This window comes from Winogradskya consettensis, from assembly GCF_018332715.1.
Taxonomy (GTDB): domain Bacteria; phylum Actinomycetota; class Actinomycetes; order Mycobacteriales; family Micromonosporaceae; genus Actinoplanes; species Actinoplanes consettensis.
Map to the genome: position 1 here is coordinate 61,299 of NZ_BOQP01000035.1, position 27,000 is coordinate 88,298.

At 69.4% G+C, this 27,000-nt stretch carries 26 protein-coding genes; 11 read left to right on the forward strand and 15 right to left on the reverse strand.

Annotated elements, in window-relative coordinates; genetic code table 11:
• Nucleotides 1-6: 6 nt before the first annotated feature.
• Complete coding sequence (locus Aco04nite_RS30505; protein WP_213000688.1) at nucleotides 7-837, forward strand: nucleotidyltransferase domain-containing protein; 831 nt, start codon at nucleotides 7-9, stop codon at nucleotides 835-837.
• Entirely contained in the window at nucleotides 834-1,571 is a 738-nt protein-coding gene (locus Aco04nite_RS30510) for a Type 1 glutamine amidotransferase-like domain-containing protein (RefSeq protein WP_213000689.1), read from the forward strand. Before Aco04nite_RS30505 ends, Aco04nite_RS30510 begins: the two co-directional genes overlap by 4 nt.
• On the opposite strand, the gene Aco04nite_RS30515 is transcribed toward Aco04nite_RS30510, so the two are convergent.
• The 3 genes from Aco04nite_RS30515 to Aco04nite_RS30525 all read right to left on the reverse strand — a co-directional run bounded on the left by Aco04nite_RS30515 (nucleotide 1,568) and on the right by Aco04nite_RS30525 (nucleotide 6,413).
• Nucleotides 1,568-5,578, reverse strand: coding sequence for a ThuA domain-containing protein (locus tag Aco04nite_RS30515; RefSeq protein WP_213000690.1), 4,011 nt, complete (start codon nucleotides 5,576-5,578; stop codon nucleotides 1,568-1,570). The two genes, Aco04nite_RS30510 and Aco04nite_RS30515, sit on opposite strands and share 4 nt — an antisense overlap.
• A gap of 135 nt (nucleotides 5,579-5,713) precedes the next feature.
• On the reverse strand, nucleotides 5,714-6,076 hold the full coding sequence (locus Aco04nite_RS30520) for a PH domain-containing protein (protein WP_203838392.1): 363 nt from the start codon (nucleotides 6,074-6,076) through the stop codon (nucleotides 5,714-5,716).
• A 25-nt stretch (nucleotides 6,077-6,101) separates the two neighbouring features.
• Nucleotides 6,102-6,413, reverse strand: a complete 312-nt coding sequence (locus Aco04nite_RS30525) for a pterin dehydratase (protein WP_213000809.1) — start codon at nucleotides 6,411-6,413, stop codon at nucleotides 6,102-6,104.
• A 183-nt stretch (nucleotides 6,414-6,596) separates the two neighbouring features.
• Between Aco04nite_RS30525 and Aco04nite_RS30530 the strand changes: the two genes are divergently transcribed.
• Nucleotides 6,597-7,034, forward strand: coding sequence for a (deoxy)nucleoside triphosphate pyrophosphohydrolase (locus Aco04nite_RS30530; RefSeq protein WP_213000691.1), 438 nt, complete (start codon nucleotides 6,597-6,599; stop codon nucleotides 7,032-7,034).
• On the opposite strand, the gene Aco04nite_RS30535 is transcribed toward Aco04nite_RS30530, so the two are convergent.
• On the reverse strand, nucleotides 7,008-8,549 hold the full coding sequence (locus Aco04nite_RS30535; RefSeq protein WP_244876422.1) for a long-chain-fatty-acid--CoA ligase: 1,542 nt from the start codon (nucleotides 8,547-8,549) through the stop codon (nucleotides 7,008-7,010). The genes Aco04nite_RS30530 and Aco04nite_RS30535 overlap by 27 nt on opposite strands.
• 2 nt (nucleotides 8,550-8,551) lie before the next feature.
• On the reverse strand, nucleotides 8,552-9,724 hold the full coding sequence (locus Aco04nite_RS30540; protein WP_213000693.1) for an acyl-CoA dehydrogenase family protein: 1,173 nt from the start codon (nucleotides 9,722-9,724) through the stop codon (nucleotides 8,552-8,554).
• A gap of 58 nt (nucleotides 9,725-9,782) precedes the next feature.
• Here Aco04nite_RS30540 and Aco04nite_RS30545 point away from each other — a divergent pair, with 58 nt between their 5' ends.
• The 7 genes from Aco04nite_RS30545 (at nucleotide 9,783) to egtD (ending at nucleotide 17,193) form a co-directional block, all read left to right on the forward strand.
• Nucleotides 9,783-10,412 (forward strand): TetR/AcrR family transcriptional regulator, encoded by a 630-nt coding sequence (locus Aco04nite_RS30545; protein WP_213000694.1) that lies wholly within the window; start codon nucleotides 9,783-9,785, stop codon nucleotides 10,410-10,412.
• Nucleotides 10,409-11,803 (forward strand): aldehyde dehydrogenase family protein, encoded by a 1,395-nt coding sequence (locus tag Aco04nite_RS30550; RefSeq protein WP_213000695.1) that lies wholly within the window; start codon nucleotides 10,409-10,411, stop codon nucleotides 11,801-11,803. Before Aco04nite_RS30545 ends, Aco04nite_RS30550 begins: the two co-directional genes overlap by 4 nt.
• On the forward strand, nucleotides 11,800-12,873 hold the full coding sequence (locus Aco04nite_RS30555; RefSeq protein WP_213000696.1) for an alcohol dehydrogenase catalytic domain-containing protein: 1,074 nt from the start codon (nucleotides 11,800-11,802) through the stop codon (nucleotides 12,871-12,873). Before Aco04nite_RS30550 ends, Aco04nite_RS30555 begins: the two co-directional genes overlap by 4 nt.
• A 133-nt stretch (nucleotides 12,874-13,006) precedes the next feature.
• On the forward strand, nucleotides 13,007-14,212 hold the full coding sequence (gene egtA, locus Aco04nite_RS30560) for an ergothioneine biosynthesis glutamate--cysteine ligase EgtA (protein ID WP_213000697.1): 1,206 nt from the start codon (nucleotides 13,007-13,009) through the stop codon (nucleotides 14,210-14,212).
• Nucleotides 14,209-15,501 (forward strand): ergothioneine biosynthesis protein EgtB, encoded by a 1,293-nt coding sequence (gene egtB, locus Aco04nite_RS30565; RefSeq protein WP_213000698.1) that lies wholly within the window; start codon nucleotides 14,209-14,211, stop codon nucleotides 15,499-15,501. The genes egtA and egtB overlap by 4 nt, the downstream gene beginning before the upstream one ends.
• Nucleotides 15,494-16,225 (forward strand): ergothioneine biosynthesis protein EgtC, encoded by a 732-nt coding sequence (egtC, locus tag Aco04nite_RS30570; protein WP_213000699.1) that lies wholly within the window; start codon nucleotides 15,494-15,496, stop codon nucleotides 16,223-16,225. Before egtB ends, egtC begins: the two co-directional genes overlap by 8 nt.
• A gap of 2 nt (nucleotides 16,226-16,227) precedes the next feature.
• Nucleotides 16,228-17,193 (forward strand): L-histidine N(alpha)-methyltransferase, encoded by a 966-nt coding sequence (egtD, locus tag Aco04nite_RS30575; protein WP_213000700.1) that lies wholly within the window; start codon nucleotides 16,228-16,230, stop codon nucleotides 17,191-17,193.
• Here the strand turns inward: egtD and Aco04nite_RS30580 are convergent, their stop codons facing one another.
• The gene (locus Aco04nite_RS30580; RefSeq protein ID WP_213000701.1) at nucleotides 17,194-17,763 is read right to left on the reverse strand and encodes a TetR/AcrR family transcriptional regulator; all 570 of its coding nucleotides are present in this window, start codon (nucleotides 17,761-17,763) and stop codon (nucleotides 17,194-17,196) included.
• Nucleotides 17,764-17,866: 103 nt separating this feature from the next.
• Here Aco04nite_RS30580 and Aco04nite_RS30585 point away from each other — a divergent pair, with 103 nt between their 5' ends.
• Nucleotides 17,867-18,814, forward strand: a complete 948-nt coding sequence (locus Aco04nite_RS30585) for a ketopantoate reductase family protein (RefSeq protein WP_213000702.1) — start codon at nucleotides 17,867-17,869, stop codon at nucleotides 18,812-18,814.
• Nucleotides 18,815-19,059: 245 nt separating this feature from the next.
• Here the strand turns inward: Aco04nite_RS30585 and Aco04nite_RS30590 are convergent, their stop codons facing one another.
• The 9 genes from Aco04nite_RS30590 to Aco04nite_RS30630 all read right to left on the reverse strand — a co-directional run bounded on the left by Aco04nite_RS30590 (nucleotide 19,060) and on the right by Aco04nite_RS30630 (nucleotide 26,996).
• Nucleotides 19,060-19,278 (reverse strand): hypothetical protein, encoded by a 219-nt coding sequence (locus tag Aco04nite_RS30590; RefSeq protein WP_213000703.1) that lies wholly within the window; start codon nucleotides 19,276-19,278, stop codon nucleotides 19,060-19,062.
• A 226-nt stretch (nucleotides 19,279-19,504) separates the two neighbouring features.
• On the reverse strand, nucleotides 19,505-20,101 hold the full coding sequence (locus Aco04nite_RS30595) for a TetR/AcrR family transcriptional regulator (RefSeq protein ID WP_213000704.1): 597 nt from the start codon (nucleotides 20,099-20,101) through the stop codon (nucleotides 19,505-19,507).
• On the reverse strand, nucleotides 20,101-21,306 hold the full coding sequence (locus tag Aco04nite_RS30600) for an acyl-CoA dehydrogenase family protein (RefSeq protein ID WP_213000705.1): 1,206 nt from the start codon (nucleotides 21,304-21,306) through the stop codon (nucleotides 20,101-20,103). Before Aco04nite_RS30600 ends, Aco04nite_RS30595 begins: the two co-directional genes overlap by 1 nt.
• Nucleotides 21,306-22,292 (reverse strand): phosphotransferase family protein, encoded by a 987-nt coding sequence (locus tag Aco04nite_RS30605; RefSeq protein ID WP_213000706.1) that lies wholly within the window; start codon nucleotides 22,290-22,292, stop codon nucleotides 21,306-21,308. The genes Aco04nite_RS30600 and Aco04nite_RS30605 overlap by 1 nt, the downstream gene beginning before the upstream one ends.
• Nucleotides 22,292-23,056: an SDR family oxidoreductase gene (locus tag Aco04nite_RS30610; RefSeq protein ID WP_213000707.1), complete on the reverse strand. Its 765-nt coding sequence runs from the start codon at nucleotides 23,054-23,056 to the stop codon at nucleotides 22,292-22,294. Before Aco04nite_RS30610 ends, Aco04nite_RS30605 begins: the two co-directional genes overlap by 1 nt.
• Complete coding sequence (locus tag Aco04nite_RS30615) at nucleotides 23,053-23,805, reverse strand: SDR family oxidoreductase (protein ID WP_244876413.1); 753 nt, start codon at nucleotides 23,803-23,805, stop codon at nucleotides 23,053-23,055. The genes Aco04nite_RS30610 and Aco04nite_RS30615 overlap by 4 nt, the downstream gene beginning before the upstream one ends.
• Before the next feature lie 100 nt (nucleotides 23,806-23,905).
• A complete protein-coding gene (locus Aco04nite_RS30620; RefSeq protein WP_213000708.1) occupies nucleotides 23,906-25,168 on the reverse strand; it encodes an ABC transporter substrate-binding protein in 1,263 nt (420 codons plus the stop codon).
• On the reverse strand, nucleotides 25,165-26,121 hold the full coding sequence (locus Aco04nite_RS30625; protein WP_213000709.1) for a branched-chain amino acid ABC transporter permease: 957 nt from the start codon (nucleotides 26,119-26,121) through the stop codon (nucleotides 25,165-25,167). The genes Aco04nite_RS30620 and Aco04nite_RS30625 overlap by 4 nt, the downstream gene beginning before the upstream one ends.
• A complete protein-coding gene (locus Aco04nite_RS30630) occupies nucleotides 26,118-26,996 on the reverse strand; it encodes a branched-chain amino acid ABC transporter permease (protein WP_213000710.1) in 879 nt (292 codons plus the stop codon). The genes Aco04nite_RS30625 and Aco04nite_RS30630 overlap by 4 nt, the downstream gene beginning before the upstream one ends.
• Nucleotides 26,997-27,000: the final 4 nt, after the last annotated feature.

A 27,000-nucleotide genomic window follows, 5' to 3' on the forward strand; every position in this document is an offset into this window, starting at 1 on the left:
GGCGTGATGATCAGTGATGTGCGGCTGGCCGGGCTCGCCGAACGGCTGGTGGCGGTGCCGGGGGTGGCCGGGGTGGTGCTGGGTGGCAGCCGGGCCCGGGGCACGCACACCGCGGACTCCGACACCGATCTCGGCCTGTACTACCGCGGGCCGGTCGACGTCGAGGCGCTGAATCACCTCGCGCGCGAGGTGGGTGGCCCGGCGGCAAGGGTCACCGCGCCGGGCGAGTGGGGGCCGTGGGTCGACGGCGGGGGCTGGTTGACCGTCGACGGCGGCGCGGTGGACTGGATCTACCGTGATCTCGACCGGGTCGCCGGCTGCTGGGCGCGGGCGGAACGGGGTCACTACGCGTTCCACGCTCAGGTGGGACATCCGCTGGGAGTGGCCGATTTTGCGTACGCGGGGGAAATCGCCCTCGCCCGGATCCTGGCTGATCCCTCGGGTGAGCTGGCCCACCTGCGGGAACGTGCCCGGGTCTATCCGCCCGCGCTGCGCGAGGCCCTCGTGGAGGGCCTGTGGGAGGCCGACTTCCTGGTCGGTGTGGCGGGTAAGGCCGCACCGCGCGGCGATTCCGCCTATATCGCCGGGTGTCTATTTCGGGTCGTCGGTGTCTGCGTCCACGCGTTGCACGGCGCAGCCGGGCGCTGGTTGATCAACGAGAAGGGCGCGGTGGCGTCGGCGGCGGCGCTGCCCGGTGCCCCCGAGCAGTTCAGGGAGCGGGTCGACGGGCTGTTCGCCGGTGTCGACGGGGACCCGGTGCATCTGAGCGCCGCGCTGGCCACCGCCGCAGACCTCGTGCTGGAGACGGCCGACGCGTGCGCCATGATGACGCGATGACTGCTGCGGAACCCACGATCCTCGCCACCAGCGCCGGCTTCGAGCGCGGCAGGCACGGAGCCTTCGACATGCGACCCGGTGCGATCCACCATTTCGCGGCCGAGCTCTCCGGGGCGGGTGACACCGCCAAGTTCTGTTTCCTGCACCAGGCGCTCGGTGATCCCGCCGATTGGATCGGCGCGACGTATGCGGCGTTCGCCCGCACCGGTTACCGCGCGTCGCATCTGCAGCTCTTCCCGATGCCGAATCACGACGACATCCGCGCTCACCTGCTCGACCAGGACGTCATCTGGGTCAACGGTGGCAGCGTCGCGAACCTCGTCGCGGTGTGGCGGGTGCACGGCCTCGACGAGATCCTGCACGAGGCGTGGCAGGCGGGGGTCGTGCTCGGCGGCGTCTCGGCCGGCTCGATCTGCTGGCACACCGGCGGCAGCACGGACAGCTACGGCCGTGACCTGCGCGCGTTCACCGAAGGGCTGGGCTGGCTGCCGTACAGCAACGGCGTGCACTACGACAGCGAGGATCAGCGCCGCCCGAAGATGCACGAGTTCATCTCCGACGGCACGCTGCCCGACGGTTATGCGACCGACGACGGCGCCGGCCTGGTCTTCCGCGGCACCCGGATGGCCGAGGCGGTCGCGGACAAGGAAGGCCCCTTGGCATACGAGCTGAAGCGGGCAGCGGACGGCTCAGTGACCGAGACTCCGCTGCCCACCCGCGTCCTCAAGTACTAGATACGCTGCTCCCATCGCTGGTTGGCGGCGCCCAGGCAGTCCCAGATGTGGATCTGCTGGCCGTTGGCGGGGTTGTTCTCGCTCACGTCCAGGCAGCGCCCGGACTGCGGGTTGCGGATGCTGCCGTCGGTCGCCGCGGTCCAGTTCTGGGCAGCGGTGCCGTTGCAGGTGTGGAGCTGCACCTTGGTGCCGTTGGCGGTCGCGCCGCCGGCGACATCCAGGCACTTGCCCAGGGCCTTGATCGTGCTGCCCGGGGTGAAGGTCCACTGCTGCGCCGCGCTGCCGTTGCACGTGTAGAGCTGGATCTTCGTACCGTCGGCGGTGGCCCCGCCGGCCACGTCTAGGCATTTGCCCGCGAGGCCGGCGAGCGGCCCGGTGCCGGCGGCCGGTGGGACACCACCGCCGAGCTCCTTGATCCGCACGTTGCGGAACGAGGCGTTGTCGCCGTCGCCGTGGTTCTGCAGGCCGATGTGGCCGGCGAGCGAGCGGGCCGGGTCGGTGTTGGTGAAGTCGTTGATCTTGGCGCCGTTGAGGAACACCTGCAGGTGCTCGCCTTCCACGCGCAGCTCGTAGGTGTTCCATTCACCGGGCGGGTTCAGCGCGGCGTCGCGGGCGGCCAGGTCGGCGGCCTTGAACGTGTAGACCGAGCCGGTGGTGCGGTCGTCGGCGTCGGTGGCGTCGATCTGCACCTCGTAACCGTTGTTCACCGCGGACCACGGGTCGTCCGAGGCAGGGAAGCCCACGAAGACGCCGGAGTTGTCGTCACCGGCGAGCTTCCAGTCCAGCTTGAGCGAGTAGTCCGTGAATTCCTTCGTCTCGTACCAGTAGAGGCCGAGGCCGCCGGTCGAGCTGAGGGTCGCGTCGGTGTTGGTGAAGCCGCCCGGGCCCGCCTGCGACCAGCCGGTTGTCGTGCCGTTGTAGAGCGCGGTGTAGCCGGTTTCGGGGCGGCAGTCGGCGTTGGTCTGCCCGGCTGCGTAGCGGATGCCGCCGAGCAGGTGGGTGCGGAAGGCCGGGTCGGCGTACGACTCGATGGTGTGCCCGCCGCCGGTGTAGAAGGACCGGCCGTCGCCGAGCGTCTTGCACCAGGCGTGCGGATGGTCGGCACCCATGCCACCGCCGGTGTACGTGCCCTCGTCCAGCGAGGCGAGGACGTGCGCCGTCGACCGGGGGTTGGTGCGGTAGTTGTACCACTCGTCGGTCCGGTTCCAGCGCTGCGGCAGGTGCGCGGTAGCCGCGTGCGCACGGTCCTCGACGACCACGTCGGCCGGCTGGATCGCCGGGTGCGAGTCGAACCAGGCGCCGACCAGGTCACCGTAGAACGGCCAGTCGTATTCGGTGTCGGCAGCCGCGTGTACGCCCACATAGCCACCCCCGCCCCGGACATAGCTCTCGAACGCGGTCTGCTGCTCGGCGTTCAGCACGTCCCCGGTGGTGTTGAGGAAGACCACGGCGTCGTAGTTCGCGAGGTTCGCCGTCGTGAAGGCTGCCGCGTCCTCGGTCGCGGTCACCTCGAAGCCGAGCTCCTTGATGGCCTGGACACCCGCCGCGATGGAGTCGTGCCGGAAGCCGGCCGTCTTGGAAAAGACGAGGACGCCGGACGACGCCGGAGAGGCACTGTTGAGCGTGAACGAGTCCACGTCGAACAGGGCGCCGCTGCCCCCGGCGAACGTCAGGTAGAGCGGCCCGGTGCTCGCCGGCGCACCACTGATCGCGCCGGTCACGTCGATGAACGTCTCCCAGCTGCCGGTCACCGGGACCGTCACCGAGCCGATGATCGCGCCCGTCGGCGAGCCGGTGCGGAACTGCAGCGTGCCACCGGCCCTACCGGAGGAGACCCGGGCGGTGAACGACGTGGCCGTGTCCAGCCGGTACGGCTCGAACGAGATCCAGTCCCCGTTGTCCACATTGCCGACCGTCCTGCCACCCTCGGCCTGGGTCTTGCTGATCGGGTCGACACCCGAGGCGGCCTTGTAGTGCTCGGCCTGGCGGTGCCGGGGCTGCAGGGTGTGCTGGGTGTGTGTGGTCAGGCCGCCGGAGTCGGTGTACTGCGCGTCGAAGATCGCGAAGATGTTGGCCGCCGAGTCGTGCTCGCCGTCGACCGGGATCGTGATCTCGCCGGTGCACCCGTTCTGCGACGTGATCTGGTGGCCGTGGCTGTCGTGGCCGAGCACGTAGGTCATCGTCACCTTGGTGCAGTCGACCGCGTCGTCCTCGGGGTCGGTGATGGTGATGTCGAACGGGACGGTGTCGCCGTAGGAGAAGAGTGCGCCGTTCGCCGGGGCGTTGACGGTGACCGTCGGCGCGGTGTTGCCGACCGTGATCGTCACGCTCGACGTGCCCGTCAGACCCTCGGCGTCGGTCACGGTGAGCGCGGCTGTGTGCGTACCCTCCGCTGTGTAGGTCTTTGCAGGGTTGGCTTCGGTGGAAGTGGTGCCGTCGCCGAAGTCCCAGGAATAGGTCAGCGGGCTGCCCTCGGGGTCGGACGAGCCGGCCGAGGAGAAGGCGACGGTCAGCGGGGCCTGGCCGTTGGTGACGTTCGCCGCCGCTGCCGCGGTCGGTGCCCGGTTGGAGCCGGCCAGGTAGTCGAAGCGGTAGAGCGCCGAGTTCGCGTCGCCGTTGAAGTAGCCGGTGCCGTAATCGAGGACGTAGAGCGAGCCCTCGGGGCCGAAGGCCATGTCCATGACCTGCTTGCCCACCCAGGGGAAGGCCGAGATCTCGCCGGGCGAGCCGTCCGCGGCGACGTCGATCGGCTTGATCCAGCCGCGGCCGAACTCGGCGGCGAAGAAGTGGCCGTCGAAGGACTGCGGGAACTTCGTGGGGGAGTCGAGAGCCGGGTCGAAGTGGTAGACCGGACCGCCCATCGGTGACTCGGAACCGCCGCCGAACTCGGGTGGGGTGCCGCTGTCGCCGCCGTACTTGATCCAGGCCGGACGGGCCGCGGGCAGTGTCGCCAGGCCGGTGTTACGGAACGAGTTGTTGGCGGGGCCGCCCGCGCAGTCGTACTTCGCGCCGCTGGTGCCGGTGGCGAAGTCCCATTCGTTGTACGTCTCCGAGTTCGTGTTCGCGCCGGTGCAGTACGGCCAGCCGTAGTTGCCGGCGCTCGTGATCCGGTTGAACTCGACCTGCCCGCCGGGGCCCCGCGCGGGATCCGTCGCACCCGCGTCCGGCCCGTAGTCGCCCAGGTAGACGACGCCGGTCGCCTTGTCGACGCTCATCCGGAACGGGTTACGGAAGCCCATCGCGTAGATCTCGGGACGGGTCTTCGCGGTGCCCTCGGCGAACAGGTTGCCGTCGGGGATCGTGTACGACCCGTCCGCCCCGACCTTGATCCGCAGCACCTTGCCCCGCAGGTCGTTGGTGTTGCCGGCGCTGCGCTGGGCGTCGTACGCGGGATTGCGGTCCGCCCGCTCGTCGATCGGTGCGTAGCCGGCCGAGTCGAACGGGTTGGAGTCGTCGCCGGTGGACAGATAGAGGTTGCCGGCCGCGTCGAAGTCGATGTCGCCGCCGACGTGGCAGCACAGACCCCGATCGGCGGGTACGTCGAGCACGTCCACCTTGCTCGCGGCGTCCAGCGTGAAGTCGGGGTTCAACGCGTACCGGGAGAGCCGGTTGACGCCCTGCCACGCCGACCAGTCGCTGCCGGTGGCCGGTGCGTCGCCGCCGGGGGTGGTCAGCGGCGGGGCGTAGTACAGGTAGATCTGCCGGTTCGTGGCGAACCCGGGATCGACGCCGACACCCTGCAGACCCTCCTCGTCGTGCTGGTAGACAGGGATGGTGGCGACGAGGGTGGTGGTGCCGTTCGCATCGGTACGCCGCAGCGCGCCGTTACGTGCCGTGTGCAGCACCGAGCGGTCGGGGAGAACCGCGATCGCCATCGGCTCGCCGACCTCATCGACTCCACGGGCCAGGGTGACCTGCTGGTAGTCGGCGGGATCGGCGTCGGGAGCGTGGTGTGGAACAACGAGCAGGGCGGCGGTCAGCAGGGCAGCCGCGGGAAAAGAGAGCATGGGCGGGGATCCCTTCCTCTTTGTTACAGGCGTGTGACGCTAGTAACGGAAGGGGCGCTTTCGCCGGAAGAGCATCAACTTTCGTCTATGAAGCAAAAAGGTGCGCCACCCGGTGGGGGTGACGCACCTCATGGGTCAGGATGCGTAGTGCAGGATCACGTTGTGGGCGTGGTGGGTCTTCTCCGAGCCGCGGAACTCGACCTCGTAGGTGTGCTGGCCGACCGTGATCGCGATGGTGCCGGTGGAGAAGTACTGGCCGACGAAGCTCTTGTTGCTGACCACGCTCACCGAGCTGATCTTCGAGTAGGGGATGCTCGTGATCGCGAAGCGCTTCCCGGCGAAGGACTTGTCCTGGATGATCACCCGGCGGGTGGTGAGGCCGAGGAAGCCGGTGCCGACGCCGACCGCGTCGTACACGGCGATGATCTGCTCGCCCTCGAGCAGACCGGACTCGATCTGCTCGAACTGGCCCTTGCTGTCGTACACGGGTGCCGTCATGGCCACCAAGATTACTGAGCCACCGCTACTGCCGGCCCACCACGGTGCGATACGCGTCCTCAATGCGGGCCGCGAGCGTGACCTCACCGTCGGTGATCGCATCGCCGTCGGGTTGCCCCAGCAGGATCTGGGTGTGACCGGCGGTCCGGTTGATCCGGGGCCGCAGGCGCAGCGTGTCCGCCGCTACCTTTATTCTCTCCGTCAGATCGGCGTGCTGACTGTCGTCGCACGGGAGCTCGCGTTTGAGCTGAACGCCGTCCTGCGTCCAGCCGCCGAGCACCGCGAGCGCGTCGCTCAAGTAATCGGAGCGGACACCCCGTGATTTCCTGCTCCGCATGAACCGCACCTCCCTGGCGTCGTTGCAGGCTTGTGGCCAAACTGTCGCCGTGTCGTCATGGTCGGTGCTCTCAGTCTTGTCTTCGTCGTCAACTATGTCCACGCCCACATATCCGTGTTTGCGTGACGATCGGGACGCATCGTTCAACCTGTTCGGTTAACTTTTGTGGCACGCTCTTGGCTCATGCCCCTTGGACAGCCTGCCGGCGGCCGCCAACTACCGAGAGTAATTGTGGCTGCGGTGATCGTCACTGACGGACGTGTACTGGCATGCGAGCGCTCAGCTCCGCCCGAGGCGGCAGGCAAGTGGGAGTTCCCGGGCGGCAAGGTCGAGCCCGGTGAGAGCGACGCCGTCGCGCTGGCCCGCGAGTGCGCGGAGGAGCTGGGCGTGCGGGTGAAGGTGGGGGCCAGGGTGGGCCCGGACGTGCCGCTGGCGCACGGCCGCGCCGTCCTGCGCGTCTTCGAGGTGACGCTGCTGGACGGCGACGAGCCGCGCGCCCTGGAGCACACAGCCATGCGCTGGCTGGCGGCGGACGAGCTGGACAGCGTGCCGTGGCTGCCCGCCGACCGCCCGATCGTGGCCGAGCTGCCGGCGCTACTGGCCGCCGATCGTCCGGCGTAGCTCCCGCTTCAGGACCTTGAAGCTCGGGCCCATCGGGAGCTGCTCGACGAAGCGGACCTTGCGCGGGTACTTGTGCTTGCCGAGCCGCTCCTTGGCCCACTCGATCAGCTCGTCGGCGGTGAGAGCGGTGTTCTCGCCCTGGTCAGGCACGATGACCGCCATGATCTCCTCGCCGTGCACCGGGTCGGCGACGCCGATCACCGCGACCTGGACCACGCTGGGGTGTCGCGCCAGCGCCTCCTCGACCTCGCGCGGGTAGACGTTGAATCCGCCGCGGATGATCAGATCCTTCTTGCGGTCGACGATGGTGATGAAGCCCTCGGCGTCCTTGGTGCCCAGGTCACCGCTGCGGAACCAGCCGTCGACGACCGCCTCCGCGGTGTCCTCGGGACGGTTCAGATACCCGGCGAAGACGTTGTGACCGCGGATCACGATCTCGCCGAGCGCGCCGGTGGGCAGCAGTTCGATCCGGTCCTCGAGCTCCGGCCGGGCGATCTCCACCTCGACGCCCCAGATCGCGTGGCCGATCGTGCCGGGTCGCGTGCCGAACGCCGGCTGGTTGGTGGTGGCGGTCGGCGAGGTCTCCGACAGGCCGTACCCCTCGTAGATCTTCGCGTTGAACGTCTCGCCGAACTTCTCCAGGACCGCCACGGGCAGTGACGCACCGCCCGAAACGCAGAGTCGCAGCGCCGGGAGCTTGTCCGCCTTCGCGGCAGCCTCCAGCAGGGCGATGTACATCGTCGGAACGCCATGGAAGACGGTCACGTTCTCGCGCACCATCAGGTCGACGGCGGCCTCCCCGGTGAACCGCGCGAGCAGCACGAGCGTCCCGCCGAACCGGAAGGTGCCGTTCATGCCGACGGTCTGGCCGAACGTGTGGAACAGTGGCAGACAGCCCATCACCACGTCGTCGGTGCGCACCTCGTTGGCGTCGAAGACGTTCACTGTCGCGTTCATGACCAGGTTGAGATGGGTGAGCAGCGCGCCCTTCGGCTCCCCGGTCGTGCCGCTGGTGTAGAAGACGACCGCGATGTCCTCGGCCTCGCGGGACACATACGTCGGCAACGCCTGCACCGCGGCGGCGGCGTCCTCCAGCCGCTGCGGCGCCCCGGGCAGGTCCGGGGGCAGTGGGCCGACGCTCGCCAGCTTGGTGCCGGCCTTGTGCGCGGCGGTCGAGGCCGTCTGCAGCTGACTGGAGTGCGTCACCAGTAGGTCGGTGCCGCTGTCGCGCAGGACGTACGCCATCTCCTCGGCCGTGAGCAGCAGGTGCACCGGCACGACGCGGGCGCCGACCGCGAGGGCCGCGTAGTAGACCCGGGGGAAGTCGGTGAGGTTGGGGATGAGCACCGCCACGGTGTCGCCGGGGCCGATGCCGAGCTCGCGCAGGCCGGCGGCGTACGCCAGGGACTGCTGCCAGAGCTCGCGATACGTGGTGCGCAACGGCCCGTCGACCACCGCCACCTTGTCCGGATACTTCCGTGCACCCTCGGCCAGTACAGCCGCCAACGACAACATCGTCACGCTAAGTGCCCTCCGATCTTGGTGTACCCGCGCAGCAGGTCGCGAGAAATGATGAGTCGCTGCATCTCGTCGGTGCCTTCGTAGATGCGCATCAGGCGGACCTGGCGGTACCAGCGCTCGATCGGCAGCTCACGGGTGTAGCCCATGCCGCCGTGCACCTGCATGACCCGGTCGACCACGTTGTTGACCATCTGGGCGCCGAAGAGCTTGGCCATCGAGGACGAGTGCCGCATGTCCCAGCCCTGGTCGACGGTCCAGGCCGCGCGCAGGATCAGCCAGCGGGCCGCCTCGATCTCGACCTCGGAGTCCGCGATCATCCACTGGATGGCCTGGTTGTCGCCGATCTTGCGGCCGAACGTCTCACGGGTGTTCGCGTAATCGACCGCCATGCCCAGCGCCCGCTCGGCGATGCCGAGCGCCTGCGACGGGATCAGGTAGCGGCCCTTGCCGATCCACTTCATGCCCAACTCGAAGCCCTGCCCGATCTCGCCGAGAATGTTGCGGGCCGGAACCCGCACGTCCTCGAAGATCAACGAGGCGGGGCCGCCTTCGCCCATGGTCTGGATGAACTCGGAACGCCAGCCCATGTCCCGGTCGACCAGGAACGCCGTGGTGCCGCCGCCGCGCACGCCCTTCTCCCGGTCGGTTACCGCGACGACGATGACGAAGTCCGCGTCGTTGCCGTTGGTGATGAACGTCTTCTCGCCGTTGAGCACCCAGTCGTCGCCGTCCTGGCGGGCGCTGAGCTTGATGTTCGCCGCGTCCGACCCGGCGCCGGGCTCGGTGATGGCGAAGCAGGAGATCCGCTCGCCCTCGATCGTGGGGATCAGGTATTCCTGCTTCTGCGCGTCGTTGGCGTAGTACAGGATGTTGTCGGCGTCGCCACCGAACTTGAACTGGATGAAGGTCCGGCCGACCTCGGTCACGATCAGCGACTGCATGACCGCCGGCAGGTTCATCCCGCCGTATTCCTCCGGGGTCGACAGCCCCCAGAAGCCGAACTTCTTCGCCTTCTGCTGCAGTTCGCGCAGCTCGCTCAGCTCCAGGCCAGGCTGGTGGTTGCGCTCGCGGCGCAGCGCCTCCTGCTCGAGCGGCATGACTTCGCGGGTGATGAACTGGCGAGCTGTGTCACGGACAGCCCGCTCTTCGTCGCTGAGTGAAAAGTCCACGTGCTAAAACTAGCGGTGTAAGTTTTCCGGAGTAAAGAGTTTCAGGAGTGTTAAAACGGTGGCCCGTCCGAGACACACCCTGCTCTCCCGCGATCGCATTGTCGACGTGGCGAGCAAGCTGGTCGACGCTGAAGGGCTGGAGGCCGTCTCGGTCCGCCGACTCGCCACCGAGCTGGGTGTGGCCGGCCCGTCGCTCTACAACCACTTCCCCACCAAGGCCGACATCCTCGACGCGGTGGCCGACGCGGTCGTCGCCCAGGTCGACGTGTCCTTCTTCGCCACCCACGAGTGGCAGGACGCGCTTCGGCTCTGGGCACACTCGTACCACGCGGTGCTCTCCGCGCACCCGAACGTCGTGCCGGTGCTCGCCCAGGGTCCCGGGCGCCGCCCGGCCGCGCTGGCCATGGCCGACACCGTCTACGGCGGCCTCATCGCCGCCGGCTGGCCGCCCGCCCGGGCGACCCACATCGGCGCGCTGATGCGTTACCTGGTCACCGGCTCGGCCCTGGGCTCGTTCGCCCTGGGCTTCGACGAGGACCCGCAGTTGTACGCCGAGCGCTACCCCCACCTGCGCGACGCCCACCTGCTCGCCGAGCATCGCCGCAGCGTGGACGAGGGGGCCTTCGCGCTCGGTCTGGAAACCGTGATCACAGGGCTGACAGCCATGAAGGACGGAGTGCTGCGATGAACCGGGACAGCCTTTACCTCGGCGGCCGATGGGTCTCCGCGAACTCGGGGGCCACCATCGCGGTGGAGAACCCCGCCACCGAGGAGATCATCGCCCACGTGCCGGCCGGTAACGCCGAGGACGTGGAGCGCGCCGTGACCGCCGCGACCGCCGCCTTCGACGACTGGTCACGCACCCCGATGGCCGAGCGCGGCGCGATCCTCGGCAAGCTGCACGAGGCACTCGCCTCGCGCGCCGACGAGATCGCCCGGACCGTCGGGCTCGAGCTCGGCACGCCGCTCAAGGTCGCGAAGGCGGTCCAGGCAGGACTTCCTCTCGCCGTTCTTCGTGGGTACGCCGACCTGGCCGCGAATCCGGCCGCCGAGGAGACGATCGGCCACTCGCTCATCGCGCGGGAACCGGTCGGCGTGGTCGGCGCGATCACGCCCTGGAACTACCCGCTGCACCAGGTCGTCGCCAAGGTGGCCGCCGCACTCGCCGCGGGCTGCACGGTCGTCCTGAAGCCGAGCGAGCTGACGCCGCTCGTTGCCTACCTGCTCCTCGACGCGGCGGACGAGGCCGGCCTGCCCGACGGGGTGCTCAACCTGGTCACCGGCACCGGCGCTGAGGTCGGCGCGGCGATCGCCGGGCACCCGGGCGTCGACATGGTCTCCTTCACCGGTTCCACGGCGACCGGCCGGGCCGTCTCGCACGCGGCGGCGGACCGGATCGCCCGCGTCTCGCTCGAGCTCGGCGGCAAATCCGCCAACATCATCCTCGCGGACGCCGACCTCACGAAGGCGGTGAAGGTGGGCGTGGGCAACGCTTTCCTCAACTCCGGGCAGACGTGTACGGCGTGGACGCGCATGCTCGTGCACCGCGACCTCTACGACTCCGCCGTTTCGCTGGCAGCCGACGCCGCCGCCGGTTACACCACGGGCGACCCGTTCGACGCCGGCACGCGGATGGGCCCGCTGGTCTCGGCCGCGCAGCGCGAACGGGTTCAGGGCTTCATCTCGCGGGCGAGCGCCCGAATGGTCGCGGGCGATTCCGGCGTACCGCGCAAGGGTTATTTTGTGGCACCCACGGTCTTCGCCGACGTCGACCCCGGCAGCGAGCTCGCGCAGGAGGAGATCTTCGGCCCGGTCCTGTCGATCATTCCGTTCGACGACGACGAGGACGCCGTACGCATCGCGAACAACTCCCGCTACGGCCTGGCCGGCGGAGTCTGGGGTACGCCCGACCGCGCCCTCGCCGTGGCCCGCCGCCTGCGCACCGGAGCGGTCGACGTGAACGGCGCGTCCTTCAACCCGGTGGCCCCGTTCGGTGGCTACAAACAGTCCGGCATCGGCCGCGAGCTGGGTGTCCACGGCCTCGCCGAGTTCCAGCAGACCAAGGCGATCCAGCGATGAAGGCCCTGGTCGTACGCGCCGCGGGCCTGGCACCCTCGGTCGAGGACATCCGGCTGCCCGAGGTGGGGCCGGGCCAGATCCGGGTACGCATCCGCGCGGCCGGCGTCTGCCACTCCGACCTGTCCATGGTCAACGGGACCCTGAACCCGCCGTACCCGCTGGTCCTGGGGCATGAGGCCGCCGGCGAGGTCGTCGAGATCGGCCCCGACGTCAACCGGGTCCCGGTGGGCTCGCACGTCGCGCTGAACTGGTCGCCGCCGTGTCGCACCTGCTGGTTCTGCGAGAACGGCGAGCCGTGGCTGTGCGCCACCGCGAACATCGCCGCTCTGGAGAACGGCAGCACGCTCGACGGGACTCCGCTGCAGGTCGCGCTGGGGCTGGGTGCGTTCGCGGAGGAGGTCGTGGTGCCTGCTCACGCGGTGATCGAGGTGCCGTCCTCGCTCGCCTGGGAGAGCGCGGCGCTGCTGGGGTGCGCGGTTCTCACCGGCACGGGAGCCGTGCGCAACACGGCCGGTGTCAGGTCCGGGGACTCGGTGCTGGTCATCGGGCTCGGCGGCGTCGGACTGTCCGTGGTCGCGGCCGCGCGGGCTGCGGGAGCCTCGTCGGTGATCGCGGTCGACGTGTCCGCCGCTAAGAAGGCGCTGGCTGAGGCCGCGGGTGCCACGGACTTCATCGTCTCGGGCGACACGCTGTCCAAGGACGTGCGCGTGCTGACCGGTGGGCGTGGCGCTGACCATTCGTTCGAGTGTGTGGGGCGTTCGGCGACAATTCGGGCAGCGTGGCGGGCTACGCGGCGCGGGGGTCAGGTCACGGTCGTCGGCATGGGCCGCGGCGATGACATGGTTCAGCTGAGCGCGCTGGAGATCTTCAGCTCCGCGCGTACGTTGCGGGCCTCGGTCTATGGCTCTTCCGACCCGGACCTCGAGGTGCCGCAGCTGGCTCAGGATGTGCTGTCCGGGGCACTGAAGCTGGACCATCTGGTCACGGACCGGATCACCCTGGCCGAAGTCCCCGCGGCGTTCGAGCGGATGTCCCGGGGAGAGGGCGCGCGCTCCGTCGTGACTTTCTGACTGTCCGTCGGCGCACCTGGTCAGCCAGGTGCGCCGACGTGACGGTTCTTACGAATCTGAAGCCGCGCTCGTAATGCGGGCTATCGAAACATGTGTGTATCGTCGCGAAGGGGTCACTACCGCTAGGAGGGTGATGACTACTTCAAGTAACGAGACGGTGCTGCGGCGTACAACCGACGCTCTGGAGCACGTCTCGGGGATCTGTTTCAAGACCGGGCCGCCATCGCGGGTCGGTGTTGAACTGGAATGGACCACCCACTACAGCGACCAACCCGCGGCGCCGTTGCGGCTCTCCGATCTTCGGCGGGCGCTCGGGCCGCACGCACCCACGACGCTCGGCAATGCCGATCCTGTGCCGCTCCCGGGCGGCGGCACGGTAACCCTCGAGCCCGGCGGCCAGATCGAGATCTCCTCGGCGACGGCCCACGACTTCGCCACGCTGTACGACGTGGTCGGCAACGATCAGCAGTATCTGGTCGAGTTGCTGGCCCGCGGCGGGCTCTCCCTCGGTGAACGCGGTATCGACCCGCACCGCGCGCCACAGCGAATCCTCGACACCCCTCGATACGCGGCGATGGAGCACGCCTTCGACGAGGCCGGGCGCACGATGATGGGCAGCACCGCGGGCTTCCAGGTCTGCCTGGACGCGGGCACGGAAAGCCAGGTCGGCGCGCGCTGGGACACCGTGCACGCCGTGGGGCCCGCGCTCGTTGCCGCTTTTGCCACGTCCCGGGTGCATGCCGGCCGGGACACCGGCTGGGCAAGCGGGCGGATGGCCGCGTGGTACGGCATCGATCCTCGTCGGAGCGGTCCGGTGGGGGGCAGGGACGACTGGCCGCGTTATGCGCTCGAAGCACCACTTCTCTGCGTACGCAGGGACAGCGGTCGCTGGGAGGCACCCGCGGGCGTCACGTTCGCCGACTGGATCAACGGTGCCCTCGGCAGCAGCCGGCCCACGATCGACGACCTGGACTATCACCTGACCACCCTGTTCCCGCCGGTACGCCCGCGTGGGTATCTGGAGGTCCGCTATCTGGACACGCAACCCGGGCTGGAGTGGATCGCGCCCGCCGCGGTGCTCTGTGCGTTGTTCGCCGACGATGCCGTCACGGACGCCGCTCGTGACCTGGCCGCGCCCGCGGAGGGCCGCTGGGTGGAGGCGGCTCGCGACGGGCTGACCGACCCCGCGGTGGCTGCCGCTGCTTTTGATCTCGCCGATCTCGCCTGCCGTCGTCTGGACAGCACCGGGCTGTCCCGGGAGCTGCAGGACACGGTCGCCGACATCGTGGATCGCCGCCTGCACGGCGTCGGTTCCCCACGGAAGGACCTGCACCGATGACCGACAAGAACAAGGTCGCCGCCGAGCTGGAGCGGGCGCGCCGGCGGACCGTCCTGCTCACCGAGGCGGTCGATGACGCCGATCTCGTACGCCAGCACTCGCCGATCATGTCCCCGCTCGTCTGGGACCTCGCCCACGTGGGCAACCAGGAGGAGCTCTGGCTCGTCCGTGACGTCGGCGGGCGGGAACCGGTGCGCCGCGACATCGACGAGCTCTACGACGCCTTCAAGCACTCACGCCGTGACCGGACAGCGTTGCCGCTGCTCAGCCCGCAGGAAGCACGCAAATACGTGGGGCAGGTCCGGGACAAGGCCATGGACGTGCTCGACCGGGTCCGGCTGGACGGAAGCCGGCTCGCCGCGGACGGATTCGCGTTCGGGATGATCGTGCAGCACGAGCAGCAACACGATGAGACGATGCTCGCGACCCACCAGCTGCGGCTCGGCGCGCCCGTTCTCGAAGCGCCCGCGCCCCCGCGGGCCATCAACAAGATCACCGGTGAGGTCCTGGTTCCGGCCGGTTCCTTCACCATGGGTACGGACACCGAGCCCTGGGCGCTGGACAACGAGCGCCCCGCCCACGCCGTGCACGTCGACGCGTTCTACATCGACGCCGCCCCGACGACCAACGGGGAGTACGCACAGTTCATCGCCGCGGGCGGATACGACGAGCCCCGCTGGTGGAGCGAGCGGGGCTGGGCCCATCGCCAGGAGGCGGGCCTCACCGCGCCTCAGCACTGGCAGCGTGACGGCGACGGGTGGGCGTACACCCAATTCGGTCGCACGCAGCGGATCATCGACGACGAGCCGGTGGTGCACGTCTGTTTCTTCGAGGCCCAGGCGTACGCGACCTGGGCGGGCAAACGCCTCCCGACCGAGCCGGAATGGGAGAAGGCTGCCCGGTTCGACCCGGCCACCGGACGCTCGCGCCGCTACCCGTGGGGGGACGAGCCACCGGAGACGCGACACGCCAACCTGGGTCAGCGGCACCTCGCCCCGGCACCCGTCGGGGCGTACCCGGACGGGGCCTCACCGCTCGGTGTGCACCAGCTGATCGGTGACGTCTGGGAGTGGGTCGACTCCGACTTCTACGGCTATCCGGGGTTCAGCATGTTCCCGTACGAGGAGTATTCGCAGGTCTTCTTTGGCGGCGACTACAAGATCCTGCGGGGCGGCTCGTTCGGCACCGACGCGGCAGCCGTGCGGGGCACGTTCCGCAACTGGGACCACCCGATCCGCCGGCAGATCTTCAGCGGTTTCCGGTGCGCCCGTGATGCGGCCGATGTGTAGGCATCTGGCTTATCTCGGCACCCCGATCAAGCTTTCGGAGCTGTTGTTCGATCCGCCGAACGCCCTGGTGCGCCAATCCTGGGCACCGCGCGACATGCGCGGCGGCGGCACGATCAACGCCGACGGTTTCGGTGTGGCATGGGGAACCACCCGGTTCCGCAGTGCGATGCCGATGTGGTCGGACACGGCACTGCCCCGGCTCGCGGCGACAACCGTGAGCGGGGTGGTGCTTGCCGCCGTACGGTCCGCGACCGAGGGTATGCCCGTGGTCGAGACCGCCTGCGCACCCTTCCAGGAGGGGAACTGGCTGTTCAGCCATAACGGCGTGGTGCGGGGCTGGCCCGGGAGCATCGCCGGGCTCGCGAGCCGGCTGCCGACCACGGATTTGATGACGCTGGACGCCCCGACGGACAGCGCCGTGCTCTGGGCGCTGGTCCGGGACCGCCTGCGGGCCGGGGTCTCCCTGGCCGCCGCGGCTACGGAGGTGGTGGCGCAGGTCGAGGCCGCCGCTCCGGAGTCCCGGCTCAACCTGTTGCTGACCGACGGCTCGCAGATCGTGGCGACTACGGTCGGCCATTCCCTCAGCTTTGGTAGGAGGGCGGGCTCCGTCCTCGTCAGCTCCGAGCCGCTCGACGACGAGCCGGGCTGGGAGCCCGTGCCGGATCGGCATCTGCTCGTCGCAACCCCGTCCGAAGTCACCCGCACCCCGCTAGGGAGAGCCTGATCATGCTCGAGATCCACCTCGACGAGCAGGACATCGACCGCCAGCTGCGCGCCGACGTTCAACTCGGCCTGAGCGCCACACCGAAGTGGCTGCCCCCCAAGTGGTTCTACGACGCACGGGGCAGCGAGCTCTTCGAGGACATCACCCGCCTCCCCGAGTACTACCCGACCCGCTCCGAGCGCACGATCCTCGCCGAACGGGCCGCCGGGATCGCCGCGATCACCGAGGCCAAGACCCTGGTGGAGCTGGGCTCGGGCTCCTCGGAGAAGACCCGGCTCCTGCTCGACGCCCTGCTGTCCCGGGGCACGCTGGGTGCGTTCGTTCCGCTTGACGTCTCGCGTACGGCGTTGGCGGAAGCAGTCGCGGGCCTGACCACCGACTACCCGACCCTGTCGGTGCACGGCGTGGTCGGCGACATGACCGACGACCTGCGCCACATCCCGGACGGCGACAACCGTCTCGTGGCGTTCCTCGGCGGCACGATCGGCAACCTGATCCCCGCCGAACGAGCCGCCTTCCTGACCGGTCTGCGCGCGGTCCTCGGCGAGGGCGAGTGGCTCCTGCTCGGCACCGACCTGGTCAAGGACCCGGCCATCATCGTCCCCGCGTACGACGACGCGGCCGGCGTCACCGCCGAGTTCAACAAGAACGTCCTGCGCGTGGTCAACGCCCGCCTCGACGCCGACTTCGACCTGGACGCCTTCGACCACGTCGCCCTCTGGAACGCGGAGAAGGAGTGGATCGAGATGCGCCTGCGCGCCACCACGGCCCAGCAGGTCCGCATCAACGACCTGGACCTCACGGTCGACTTCGCCGCGGGCGAGGACCTGCGCACCGAGATCTCCGCGAAGTTCCGCCGTCCCGGCCTCGAAACCGAACTCGCCGCAGCCAGCTTCACCCTCCGCCACTTCTGGACGGACCCCCAGGGTCTCTTCGCCGTCTCCCTGGCCCAGGCTGTCAGCGGGTAATCACGCCGGGCGGCGGCGCAGGCCGTCGAGCAGCAGAGTGACGGCGCCGTCCGCGTCGACCTGGGAACCCGGATGGTCGAAGGCCGAACAGATGCCCTGCAGGGTCATCATTACGGCCCCGATCCCCACGTCGTCGCGGATGGAGCCGTCCTCGACGGCGGCGGTCAGCAGGTCGGTGATGGCCTGGCCCAGCGCCTGTCCGCCCTCAGCCAGCGCACCCGAGCGCGTGACCATGAGCGTGGCGAGCGTGCGAGCCAGGCCCTTGTGGGTGTGCAGGTGGATCACGAAACCCCGCAGGAACGCCGCCAAGGCCTCGTCTGCGGTCAGCGTGGCCCGCAGGTCGCGGGTGCGGTCGCACATCGCGGTGAGTTCTTCGCGGTAAACCGCCTCGGCCAGCGCCTCGCGGGTGGGAAAGTGGCGGTAGAGCGTGCCCGTGCCCACGCCGGCCAGCTGGGCGAAGTCGTCGAAGCGCAGGTCGAAGTCGCCGGCGGCGAAAACCTCGCGGGCCTTGGCGATCAGGGCGTCGCGATTTCGCTGGGCGTCGGCGCGGAGCGGCTTGGCGGTGGTCATGCTGGCCTCGCGGTGGTCATGCTGGCCTCACGTTGACAAGTGGAGGTCATCTCCATATCTTGAAAATGGAGACGATCTCCGATTGTAGACCACGAGGTGCGGCATGAAGATCCTGATGTTCGGCCGAGGCGTGATCACCGTGATGTACGGCTGGGCCCTGGAGCGCGCCGGCCACGAGGTCGAGTTCTACGTCCGGCCGGGCCGCGCAGCGACCTACGGAGACGCGATCGACCTCGACCTGCTCGACGCCCGCCGCCGGTTCTGGGGGCAGCCCGTCACCGAGAAATGGCCGGTGCGCTACCGCGAAACACTGGAACCCGAACACGATTTCGATCTGATCGTGGTGAGCGTGCAGCACTACGGTTTCGCGGAGGCCGCGGCTTTCCTGGGCCCGCGCGTGGGCAGGGCGACGGTGCTCGTCTTCAACAACCTGTGGGTCGAACCGCTGACGGCGATCGAGGCCCTCCCCGCTGACCAGGTCGCCTGGGGCTTCCCCGGCGCCGGCGGCGGCTTCGGCGACGACGGCGTGCTGCACGGCTCCCTGCTGCCCATGGTCTTCTTCGGCACCCTCGGCTCACCACCGACCGAGCGCGAGCGGGCCGTGCGTGCGGCCTTCCGCGGGGCCGGCTTCCGCTTCCAGGAGCAGGCCGACTTCCGTGGCTGGCTGATGCTCCACTTCATCCAGAACGCGGGCCTCCACACGCAGAGCCTGAAACTCGGCTCGCTGGCCAAGCTCGCGGCATCGCCGGGCGCTGTCCGCGAGGCGATGCTCGCCACCCGCGAACTGCTACCGCTCGTCGAAGCACGCGGCGTCGATCTGCGGCGGCATCGGCCCGACGCACTGCTGTTCAGGGCGCCTGCCCGGCTCACGGGACCGGCACTCGCCTGGCTGTTCGGCCACTTCGGACCGATGCGCCGGGTGATGGAGGCGCACGCCAACCCCGAGGAGCTGCGCGCGGTCTGCCGCGACACCTTGGCAGAAGCCCGCCGGCTCGGCGTAGCGGTGCCGCGGCTGGAGGCAGCTGAGCCCTACTTCGCCCTAGTTCCCTGAGTCTTTCAACCGTTCGCGGCGGGTGACGAGTGCGGCAGAACCTGGCCGCTGGCACAAAATTGCGTTGAAACCCGCAATGCCGCAATCGCCTGCGGCGTCAGGTGTCAAGCTCGGGCCAATCATGTCCGGCCCGGAAACACATGTTCTGCTGTCAGACACGATTACCCAAATTTGACATAAAGCACCGCATAAAGTTGTCGCATCCTGCCGCCCAGCGCAACATGTGACCTGCGCCCCTGCGCCCCTTAGTCCTTGATCCGTTGGCGGTAGGCGGCGGTAAGGAGTTCATCGGCTGCTGCCAGACCTGCGCACATCGCCTCCTGGGCCTCGGGATCCCAGGGCCCGGAGGCGGTCAGCGGAATCTCGGTCATGAAGCGCCGCTCGGCTTCCGCAATCAGCGCGACGACAAGGCCGGGATTCGTCCTGGCGGTCGCATACAGGTCCGGGCCGTTGCAGATCGCCACCGCCGGCCAGCCTGCGGTGCTCGAACAGCGCGGGGACCTGGAGGGTATGGGCGGCCTGCGAGTACACGGCTGCTGTATACGGACCGGTGGGGTCGAACGGGCTGATCCGTGCGGCGGCCGTGCCGTCGGGGGAGCGGAGGGCGATCGCCCAGTCGCCGGTGCCGCACGGGGTCCATCCGTCACGCAGCAGGTGCTGTTCCACTTCCCGGTGGGTGCTTGTCTTCACTCAGCGGGGGGTGAGCAGTGTGGTGATCGTGCGGGTCAGGGCGGCGCGGGCGGCTTCGGGTTCGAGGCCCATGCCGTCGCGGAGGGTGCCCCAGGAGGGCCACATGCTTGCTGCGGTGAGGGCGTTGAGGAGGTCTTCGTCGGTGCCGATCGCGTCGGGGAAGAGCGTCTGGAGTTCGGCGCGGACCCGGTTGATGTGGGTGCGGCGGTAGGACTGGAGGGTCTGGGAGAACGGTTCTTTCAGGGCGGAGGCCTTGGCGGCGGGGGCGATCTGTTCGAGGAGACGGGCGCGCTGGTGGCAGTAGGCGTCGATGCGGCGGTCGAGGGGCAGGTCGGCCGGGATCGGTTCGTGGGCTTCGTCGCGTTGGTCGAGGATCTGCTGGCCGCTGGCGGCGAAGAGGGCCTCCATGTCGGCGAAGTGGCTCCACAGGGCGCGCAGGGAGACACCGGCCTGTTTGGCGATGCGGTCGGCGGTGGGGCGCAGGTCGCCTTCGCGGATCAGGGTGACGTGGGCGTCGACGATGGCCGCGCGGGTTCGTTCCGAGCGGGCGGTGCGGCCGTCGATCCGCTGCGGGGGGCGGGGTGAAGCTGCTGGCATCAGGCGCTCCGGTAGCGATTGAGTTCGCGGCGGGCCAGGGAGCGCTTGTGGACCTCGTCCGGACCGTCCGCCAGACGAAGTGTGCGGGTTGTCGCCCAGAGGCGGGCGAGCGGGGTGTCCTGGCCGACGCCGGCCGCGCCGTACGTCTGGATGGCCTTGTCGATGATCCACTCGGTGGTCGACGGGACGATGATTTTGATCGACTGGATCTCGGTGTGGGCGCCCTTGTTGCCGACGGTGTCCATCAGCCAGGCGGCCTTGAGCACGAGGAGCCGGGCCTGCTCGATGCGGACCCGGGACTCGGCGATCCATTCCTGGACGACGCCCTGCTCGGCGAGGGGCTTGCCGAACGGGGTACGGGTCAGCGCGCGGGTGCACATCAGCTCGAGCGCGCGCTCGGCCATCCCGATCAGCCGCATGCAGTGGTGGATGCGCCCGGGGCCGAGGCGTGCCTGGGAGATGGCGAAGCCCGAGCCCTCAGAACCGATGAGATTGCTGATGGGTACGCGTACCTCGTCGAAAATCACCTCGGCGTGCCCGCCGTGGTCGCCGTCGTCGTAGCCGAAGACGGTCATGCCACGCTGCACGGTGACGCCCGGGGTGTCGCGGGGGACCAGGATCATGCTCTGCTGGACGTGGCGGGCGGCCTCGGGGTCGGTCTTGCCCATGACGATGAAGATCTGGCAGCGGGGGTTCATGGCGCCGGAGATGTAGAACTTCCGGCCGGTGATGACGTATTCGTCGCCGTCGCGGGCGATGCGGGTGCCGATGTTGGTCGCGTCGGACGAGGCGACCTGCGGTTCGGTCATCGCGAACGCCGAGCGGATCGTGCCGTCGAGCAGCGGCCGCAACCACCGGTCCTGCTGCTCCTCGGTGCCGAACTCCGCGAGCACCTCCATGTTGCCAGTGTCCGGGGCGGCGCAGTTCAGCGATGGCGGCGCGATGATCGGGCTGCGGCCGGTGATCTCGGCGAGGGGGGCGTACTGCAGGTTGGTCAGGCCGGCGCCGTGCGAACCCGGGAGGAAGAGGTTCCACAGCCCGGCCAGCTTCGCCTGGGCCTTCAGCCGCTCCAGCTCGGCGGGCGGCGCCCAGTCCCCCTGGTACGCCTGCTCGTACCCGGCCTCCGCGGGGTAGACGTACTCGTCCATGAAGGCGAGCAGCCGCTTGCGGTAGTCCTCGGTCTTCTCGTCGAACGCGAAGTCCATCAGTGTCCTTCCAGCGATTCGTGTCCCTGGGCTACGAGTGGCCCGACCATCTCCCCGACGGTGTCGAAGCCTTCACCCAGGGTCTGACCGTGGACGTAGCGGTAGTGCACGCCTTCGAGGATGACGGCGAGCTTGAACGCGGCGAAGGCTACGTACCAGTGGAGGTCGGAGACATCGCGACCGGAGCGTTTGGCGTAGTGCGCGGCCAGGTCGTCGAGGGTGGGGTGCCCGTCGACCGAGAGCATCGTGCGACCGCTGAGCAGCGGGCGGCCCGCGTAGACGAGCATCAGGGCGACGTCGCTGAGCGGGTCGCCGAGGGTGGACATCTCCCAGTCGAGCACGGCGTTGACCCGCAGGTCGTCGCTGATCAAAACGTTGTCGAGGCGGTAGTCGCCGTGCACCACCGTGCCCGGGCCGCCGGCGGGGATCTCCGCGGCGAGCCGGGCGTGCAGCTCCTCGATGCCCGGGACCTCGCGGCTGTGCGAGGCGTCGAGCTGCTTCTTCCAGCGGCGTACCTGGCGTTCGTTGAAGCCCTCGGGGCGGCCGAAGTCGGCGAGGCCGATCGCCGCGGGTTCGAGTGCGTGGAGATCGGCGAGCGTGTCCACGAGCGACAGGACGAGGGCGCGCACGGCGTCGGGGCCGAGCTGGTCGAGCACGGCGGCGTCGCGGTGGATCGTCCCGTCGACATGCTCCATCAGGTAGAACGGCGCGCCGATGACGTCGGTGTCGGTGCACAGCCGCACCGGCGCAGGCGCGGGGAAACCGGCGGCGGAGAGCGCGGCGAGGACCTTGTGCTCACGGGACATGTCGTGGGCGGTGGGCAGCACGTGGCCGAGTGGCGGGCGGCGCAGCACCCAGCGGTCGGTGCCGTCGGTCACGGCGTACGTGAGGTTGGAGCGGCCGCCGGCGAACATCGTCGCCGTCAGCTCCCCGGTGCCCAGGTAGTCGCGCAGCCGGTCGAGGTCGAGACCGCGCGGCGAGGCCATCAGGAGCCGGCCGGGAAGAAGTTGCGCTGGATCTTGTTCATGCCGCCCAGCCAGCGGTCGGTCTCGGTGGCGCGGCGCTGGTAGTACTCCGCGACCTCGGGATGCGGCAGGATCAGGAAGCTGTCGCCGTCGAGCGCTTTCGCCACGACCTCCGCGACGTCCTCGGGCTCCAGCGCACCGGCGGCGAGCAGGCTCCGGCTGGCGCTCTCGCCGTCGCCGGACATCATCGCCGTGTTGACACCCTGCGGGCAGAGCGCCTGGACGGTGATGCCGCGGTGGGAGTAGGTCGCGCGCAGCCATTCCGCGTAGCCGAGCGCGGCGTGCTTGGTGACGGAGTAGGGGGCACTGCCGAGCAGGGTGAGCAGGCCGGCGGCGGAGACGGTGAAGATGATCCGGCCGCCGCCGTTCTCGAGGTATCGCGGCAGGAGCGCGCGGGTGGCGTACACATGGGACATGACGTTGACCTGCCAGGCCTTGTCCCAGTCGGCGTCGGGTGCGTCCGCGTCGCCGGTGGTGAGGATGCCCGCGTTGGCACAGAACAGATCCACGCCGCCCAGCTCGGTGTAGGCGGTGTCGACCAGGCGCTGGACGTCCGCCTCGTCCGCGACGTTGCCCGGCACGGCGATGCCGTTGATCTCGGCGGCCACCGCCTGCGCGGCAGCCGCGTCGAGGTCGTTGACGACAACCTTGGCTCCGTCGGCTGCGAACCGCCGGGCCAGCGCGCGACCGATGCCGCCGCCCGCACCCGTGACCACAACGTTCACTGTCCCGCTCCTGTCAGGGTGATGCCGCCGTCGATGACGAGGGTCTGGCCGGTGATCCAGGCCGCGTCGGGGGAGCAGAGGAAGGCGACCGCGCCGGCCACGTCCTCGGGCACGCCGAGCCGGCCCAGCGGGTAGGTCGCCGCGACCTGCTCCTCCCGGCCCTCGTAGAGCGCGGTGGCGAAACGGGTCTTGACCACGGCGGGAGCGACCGCGTTCACACGCACCGAGGGGGCCAGCTCGACGGCCAGCTCCTCGGTGAGGTGGATCAGCGCGGCCTTCGTGACGCCGTAGAAGCCGATGCCGGGGGCGGGGCGTACGCCGGAGATCGACGAGATGTTGACGATCGACCCGCCGCTGTCGGCCAGCCCGCCGCGCAGCGCCTCCTGCACCCAGCCCAGCGTGCCGAGCACGTTGACGTCGATCATCTTGCGGGCCGCGCCGAGGTCGATGCTGCCCAGCGGACCGTACGCCGGGTTGATCCCGACATTGTTGACCAGCACGGACACCGGCCCGAACGCCCCGAGCACGGTGTCGATCACCGCGGCCCGGTGGTCGGCGTCGTCGCCCTTGCCGGGCACCCCGATCGCGACGTCCTCCCCGCCCAGGTCCTTGACCGCGTTCTCCAGCGCCTCGGCGTTGCGGCCGGTGATGCAGACCTTGGCGCCTTCCGCGACGAAGCGCTGGGCGATGGCGAATCCGATCCCCCGGCTTGCGCCGGTCACGATGGCGACGGCACCCGACATTGTCATCCGCGCGAACCCCCAAAAGATATTGCACTTATCGTGCCAAATAGTATCGGGCACGCACCCCGCCGCCAACCCTGCAACGGTTGGCGGCGGGCCGCAAGCCTTACGACGCGGCAGGGATACCGTTCTGCGGCGGGGCGACAGGAGCGGTGGTGTACGCGGTGACAGCCCCCGCGTCGTCATCGGTCGTGAACGGCGTCCCGAAGTAGATCTGCTTGCCGCCTTCGACCTTGCTGAGCTGCTCCCCGGCGTACCCGGAGTGATCGCCCTTGGCAAACCGCACCGGCACCAGGCCGGGGCCCTGGAACCCGCCCTTCTCGACCGCCGCGATCAGCCCGTCACGTGTCAGGTCCTTGCCCGCGGCCTGCAGGCTCTGCACGAACAGGTACGCCACCGACATGCCGTAGACGGCGTTGTTGTCGAGCTCGGCGCCCGCGTTGTACTGCGTGTTGACCTTCGTGAAGAGCTGGATCCACGGGTTCGCCGTGTCGGTGGCGAGCGGCAGATAGTTCGCCGAGATCAGCCCCTCGGTCAGCGGTGCCGCGGCGCCCAGCGACTTGGTCAGCGTGCCCAGATCCGCGCCGACCTGGGAGACCACGAACTGCGGCTTGAACCCGATCTTCGCGGCGGTGCCGATGCTCAGCGCGGTGAAGCCGGGCACGGTGGCCAGCATGACCACCTGACAGCCGGCCTGCTTGAGCGCGCCCATCTGCGGTCCGACGTTCGGGTTGCTGGTGACGTACGACTGCTTGGCCGCGACCGGTCCGAGGACCTTCTCGATCCCGGCGAGGCTGTCCTGCCCGAAGTCGTCGTCCTGGCCGAGGAAGCAGACCTTCTTGCCGGCCTGGGTCTCCTTGACGTGCGTGGCGAGGATCTTGCCCTCGACGGTGTAGTCGACGTTGAACCCGAACGTGCCCGGGTACTTGTCGGGCTGGTTCCAGCTGCGGCTGCCCGACGCGACGAAGAGGTCCGGCACGCGGTTGGTCTTCAGGAAGTCGAGCACGCCGGTGTGTGTCGGCGTGCCGAGCCCGTTGAGCACGGCGAAGACCTTGTCCTGCAGAACCAGCTCGCGCACGACCTGCTGGGTGGTGGCCGGGTTGTAGGTGTCGTCCATGATCTTGTAGGTGATCTTCCGGCCGTGCACGCCGCCGTTCGCGTTGACGTAGTCGAAGTACGCCTTCGAGGCCGGTGCGATCTTCGAGTAGCCGGCTGCGGCGGGGCCGGTGAGCGGCATGTGCGTACCGATGAGAATGTCGGTATCGGTGACGCCGGGGGTGCTGGAACCGCCGCCGCCCCCGCTTTCACTGCAGGCTGTGGTTGCGGCTGCCAGGGCTATGACGGTGAGAACGGACCAGAGACGCTTCACGCTTTGCTCCTTTTCCTGAACGGGCGGAGATTGGCGATGCCGCCGGGGGCGGCGAGCATGACGACGATCAGGGTGACGCCGAAGAGCGCGAGCGGGAGGTTGCCCTCGAGTCGCTGGGCGTCGATGCCCTCGGTCGCCGTGTGGGCGAGGGCGGGAAGGGCGACGAGGAGCACCGCACCCCACGCCGCGCCGGCCAGACTGCCGAGCCCACCGATCACGATGGCCATGACCAGGAACAGCGACAGCGACAGCGGGAAGGCGCCGGGGGAGACGCTCTGGGCGAGCACGGCGAACAGGGCACCGCCGAGACCGGCACAGGCCGCACTGACCACAAAGGCCAGCACCTGGGTACGCGCAACGCTGACCCCCGCGAGCCGCGCAGCGGTCTCGTCGTCCCGGACAGCCTTCAGCTCGCGCCCGAACCGCCCGCCGACCAGCAGTTGCAGCAGCACCAGCACGACCAGCGCGGCGCCCCACGCGAGCCACGCCTGCCACTGCTCGACGGTCACCGTCTCGGGTGGCGGCTCAAGAGCCACCGAGAGGCCCTGATCGCTGTTGAACGTGCCGTCGAACGTGCTGGCGACGGCCGGGACGACCACTGCCACGGCGAGGGTGAGCCCGGCCAGGTAGGGGCCGCGCAACCGGGCGGCGGCGAGCCCGATGACCCCGCCGATCACCGTGGTCACCACGAGCGCGGCGGCGAAGGCGACGGTGAGTGGCCAGCCGGCGTTGACGCTCAGCGCCAGCGTGTACGCGCCGGTCGCCATCAGGGCACCATGGCCGAGCGACAACTGCCCGTTGAGCCCGGTCAGGACGGTCAGACCCGCGGTCACACACAGGTACGCGCCGACCGTGGCGAGCTGGTACGTCCGGAACGGCGGGAACACCAGGGTGAGCACCACGACCACGGCGACACCCGCGACGATCGTGGCGATCTTCATCTTGCCGCTCATACGGTTCTCGCCGCCGACCGCGAGAACAACCCGCCGGGCCGGCCGAGCAGGACCACCACCAGCAGGATCAGTACGGCGATCGGCGCGACCGTCGCCCCCAGATAACCGCTGACGTACGACAGCAGCAGCCCCACGATCAGCCCGCCCAGCACCGACCCGATCGCGCTGTCCAGCCCGCCGACCACCGCCGCGGTGAACGAGGACACGAAGACGATGTCCATGGCGTTCGGGTGCAGTCCCAGCTCGGTCGGGAGCACCAGCATCCCGGCGAGCGAACCGACCGCGGCGGCCAGCGCCCAGCCCAGGGTCAGCATCCCGCTGACATTCACGCCGAGCAGCCGGGACACGTCGGGGGCGAACGCAGCGGCGCGCATTCGCAGGCCGGTGTGCGTACGCGTGAAAAGAAGAGCGAGCAACGCGACCACGATGCCCACCGCCGCGAAGACGAACAGGTCGAAGCGGGACAGCAGCGCGACCCCGCCCACCGTGAACGCGTCCCGGCTGAACGGTGCCTCGGCCGGCCGGAACTCGCTGCCGAAGATCATGCCGAGCCCGCCCTGGATCACCAGCACCAGGCCGAGCGCGACCACCACCCCGTTGAGCGGCGACGAGTGGTCGACGAACCGCATCACCACCCGCTCGGTGACCGCGCCGAGAATCAGGCCCGCGGCGATCGCCACGGCGAACCCGAGCCAGTAGGAGCCGGTCGCCGCCGAGACCTCGAAGCCCGCGTACGCGGTGGCCACGGCCATCGCGCCCTGGGCGAAGTTGACGATGCGCGTGGCGCGCCAGATCAGCACGAGTGCCAGGGCGAACGCGGCGTAGACCGCGCCCCGGCTCAATCCGTCGAAGGTAAGGAACACGAACCGATCCAAAGCG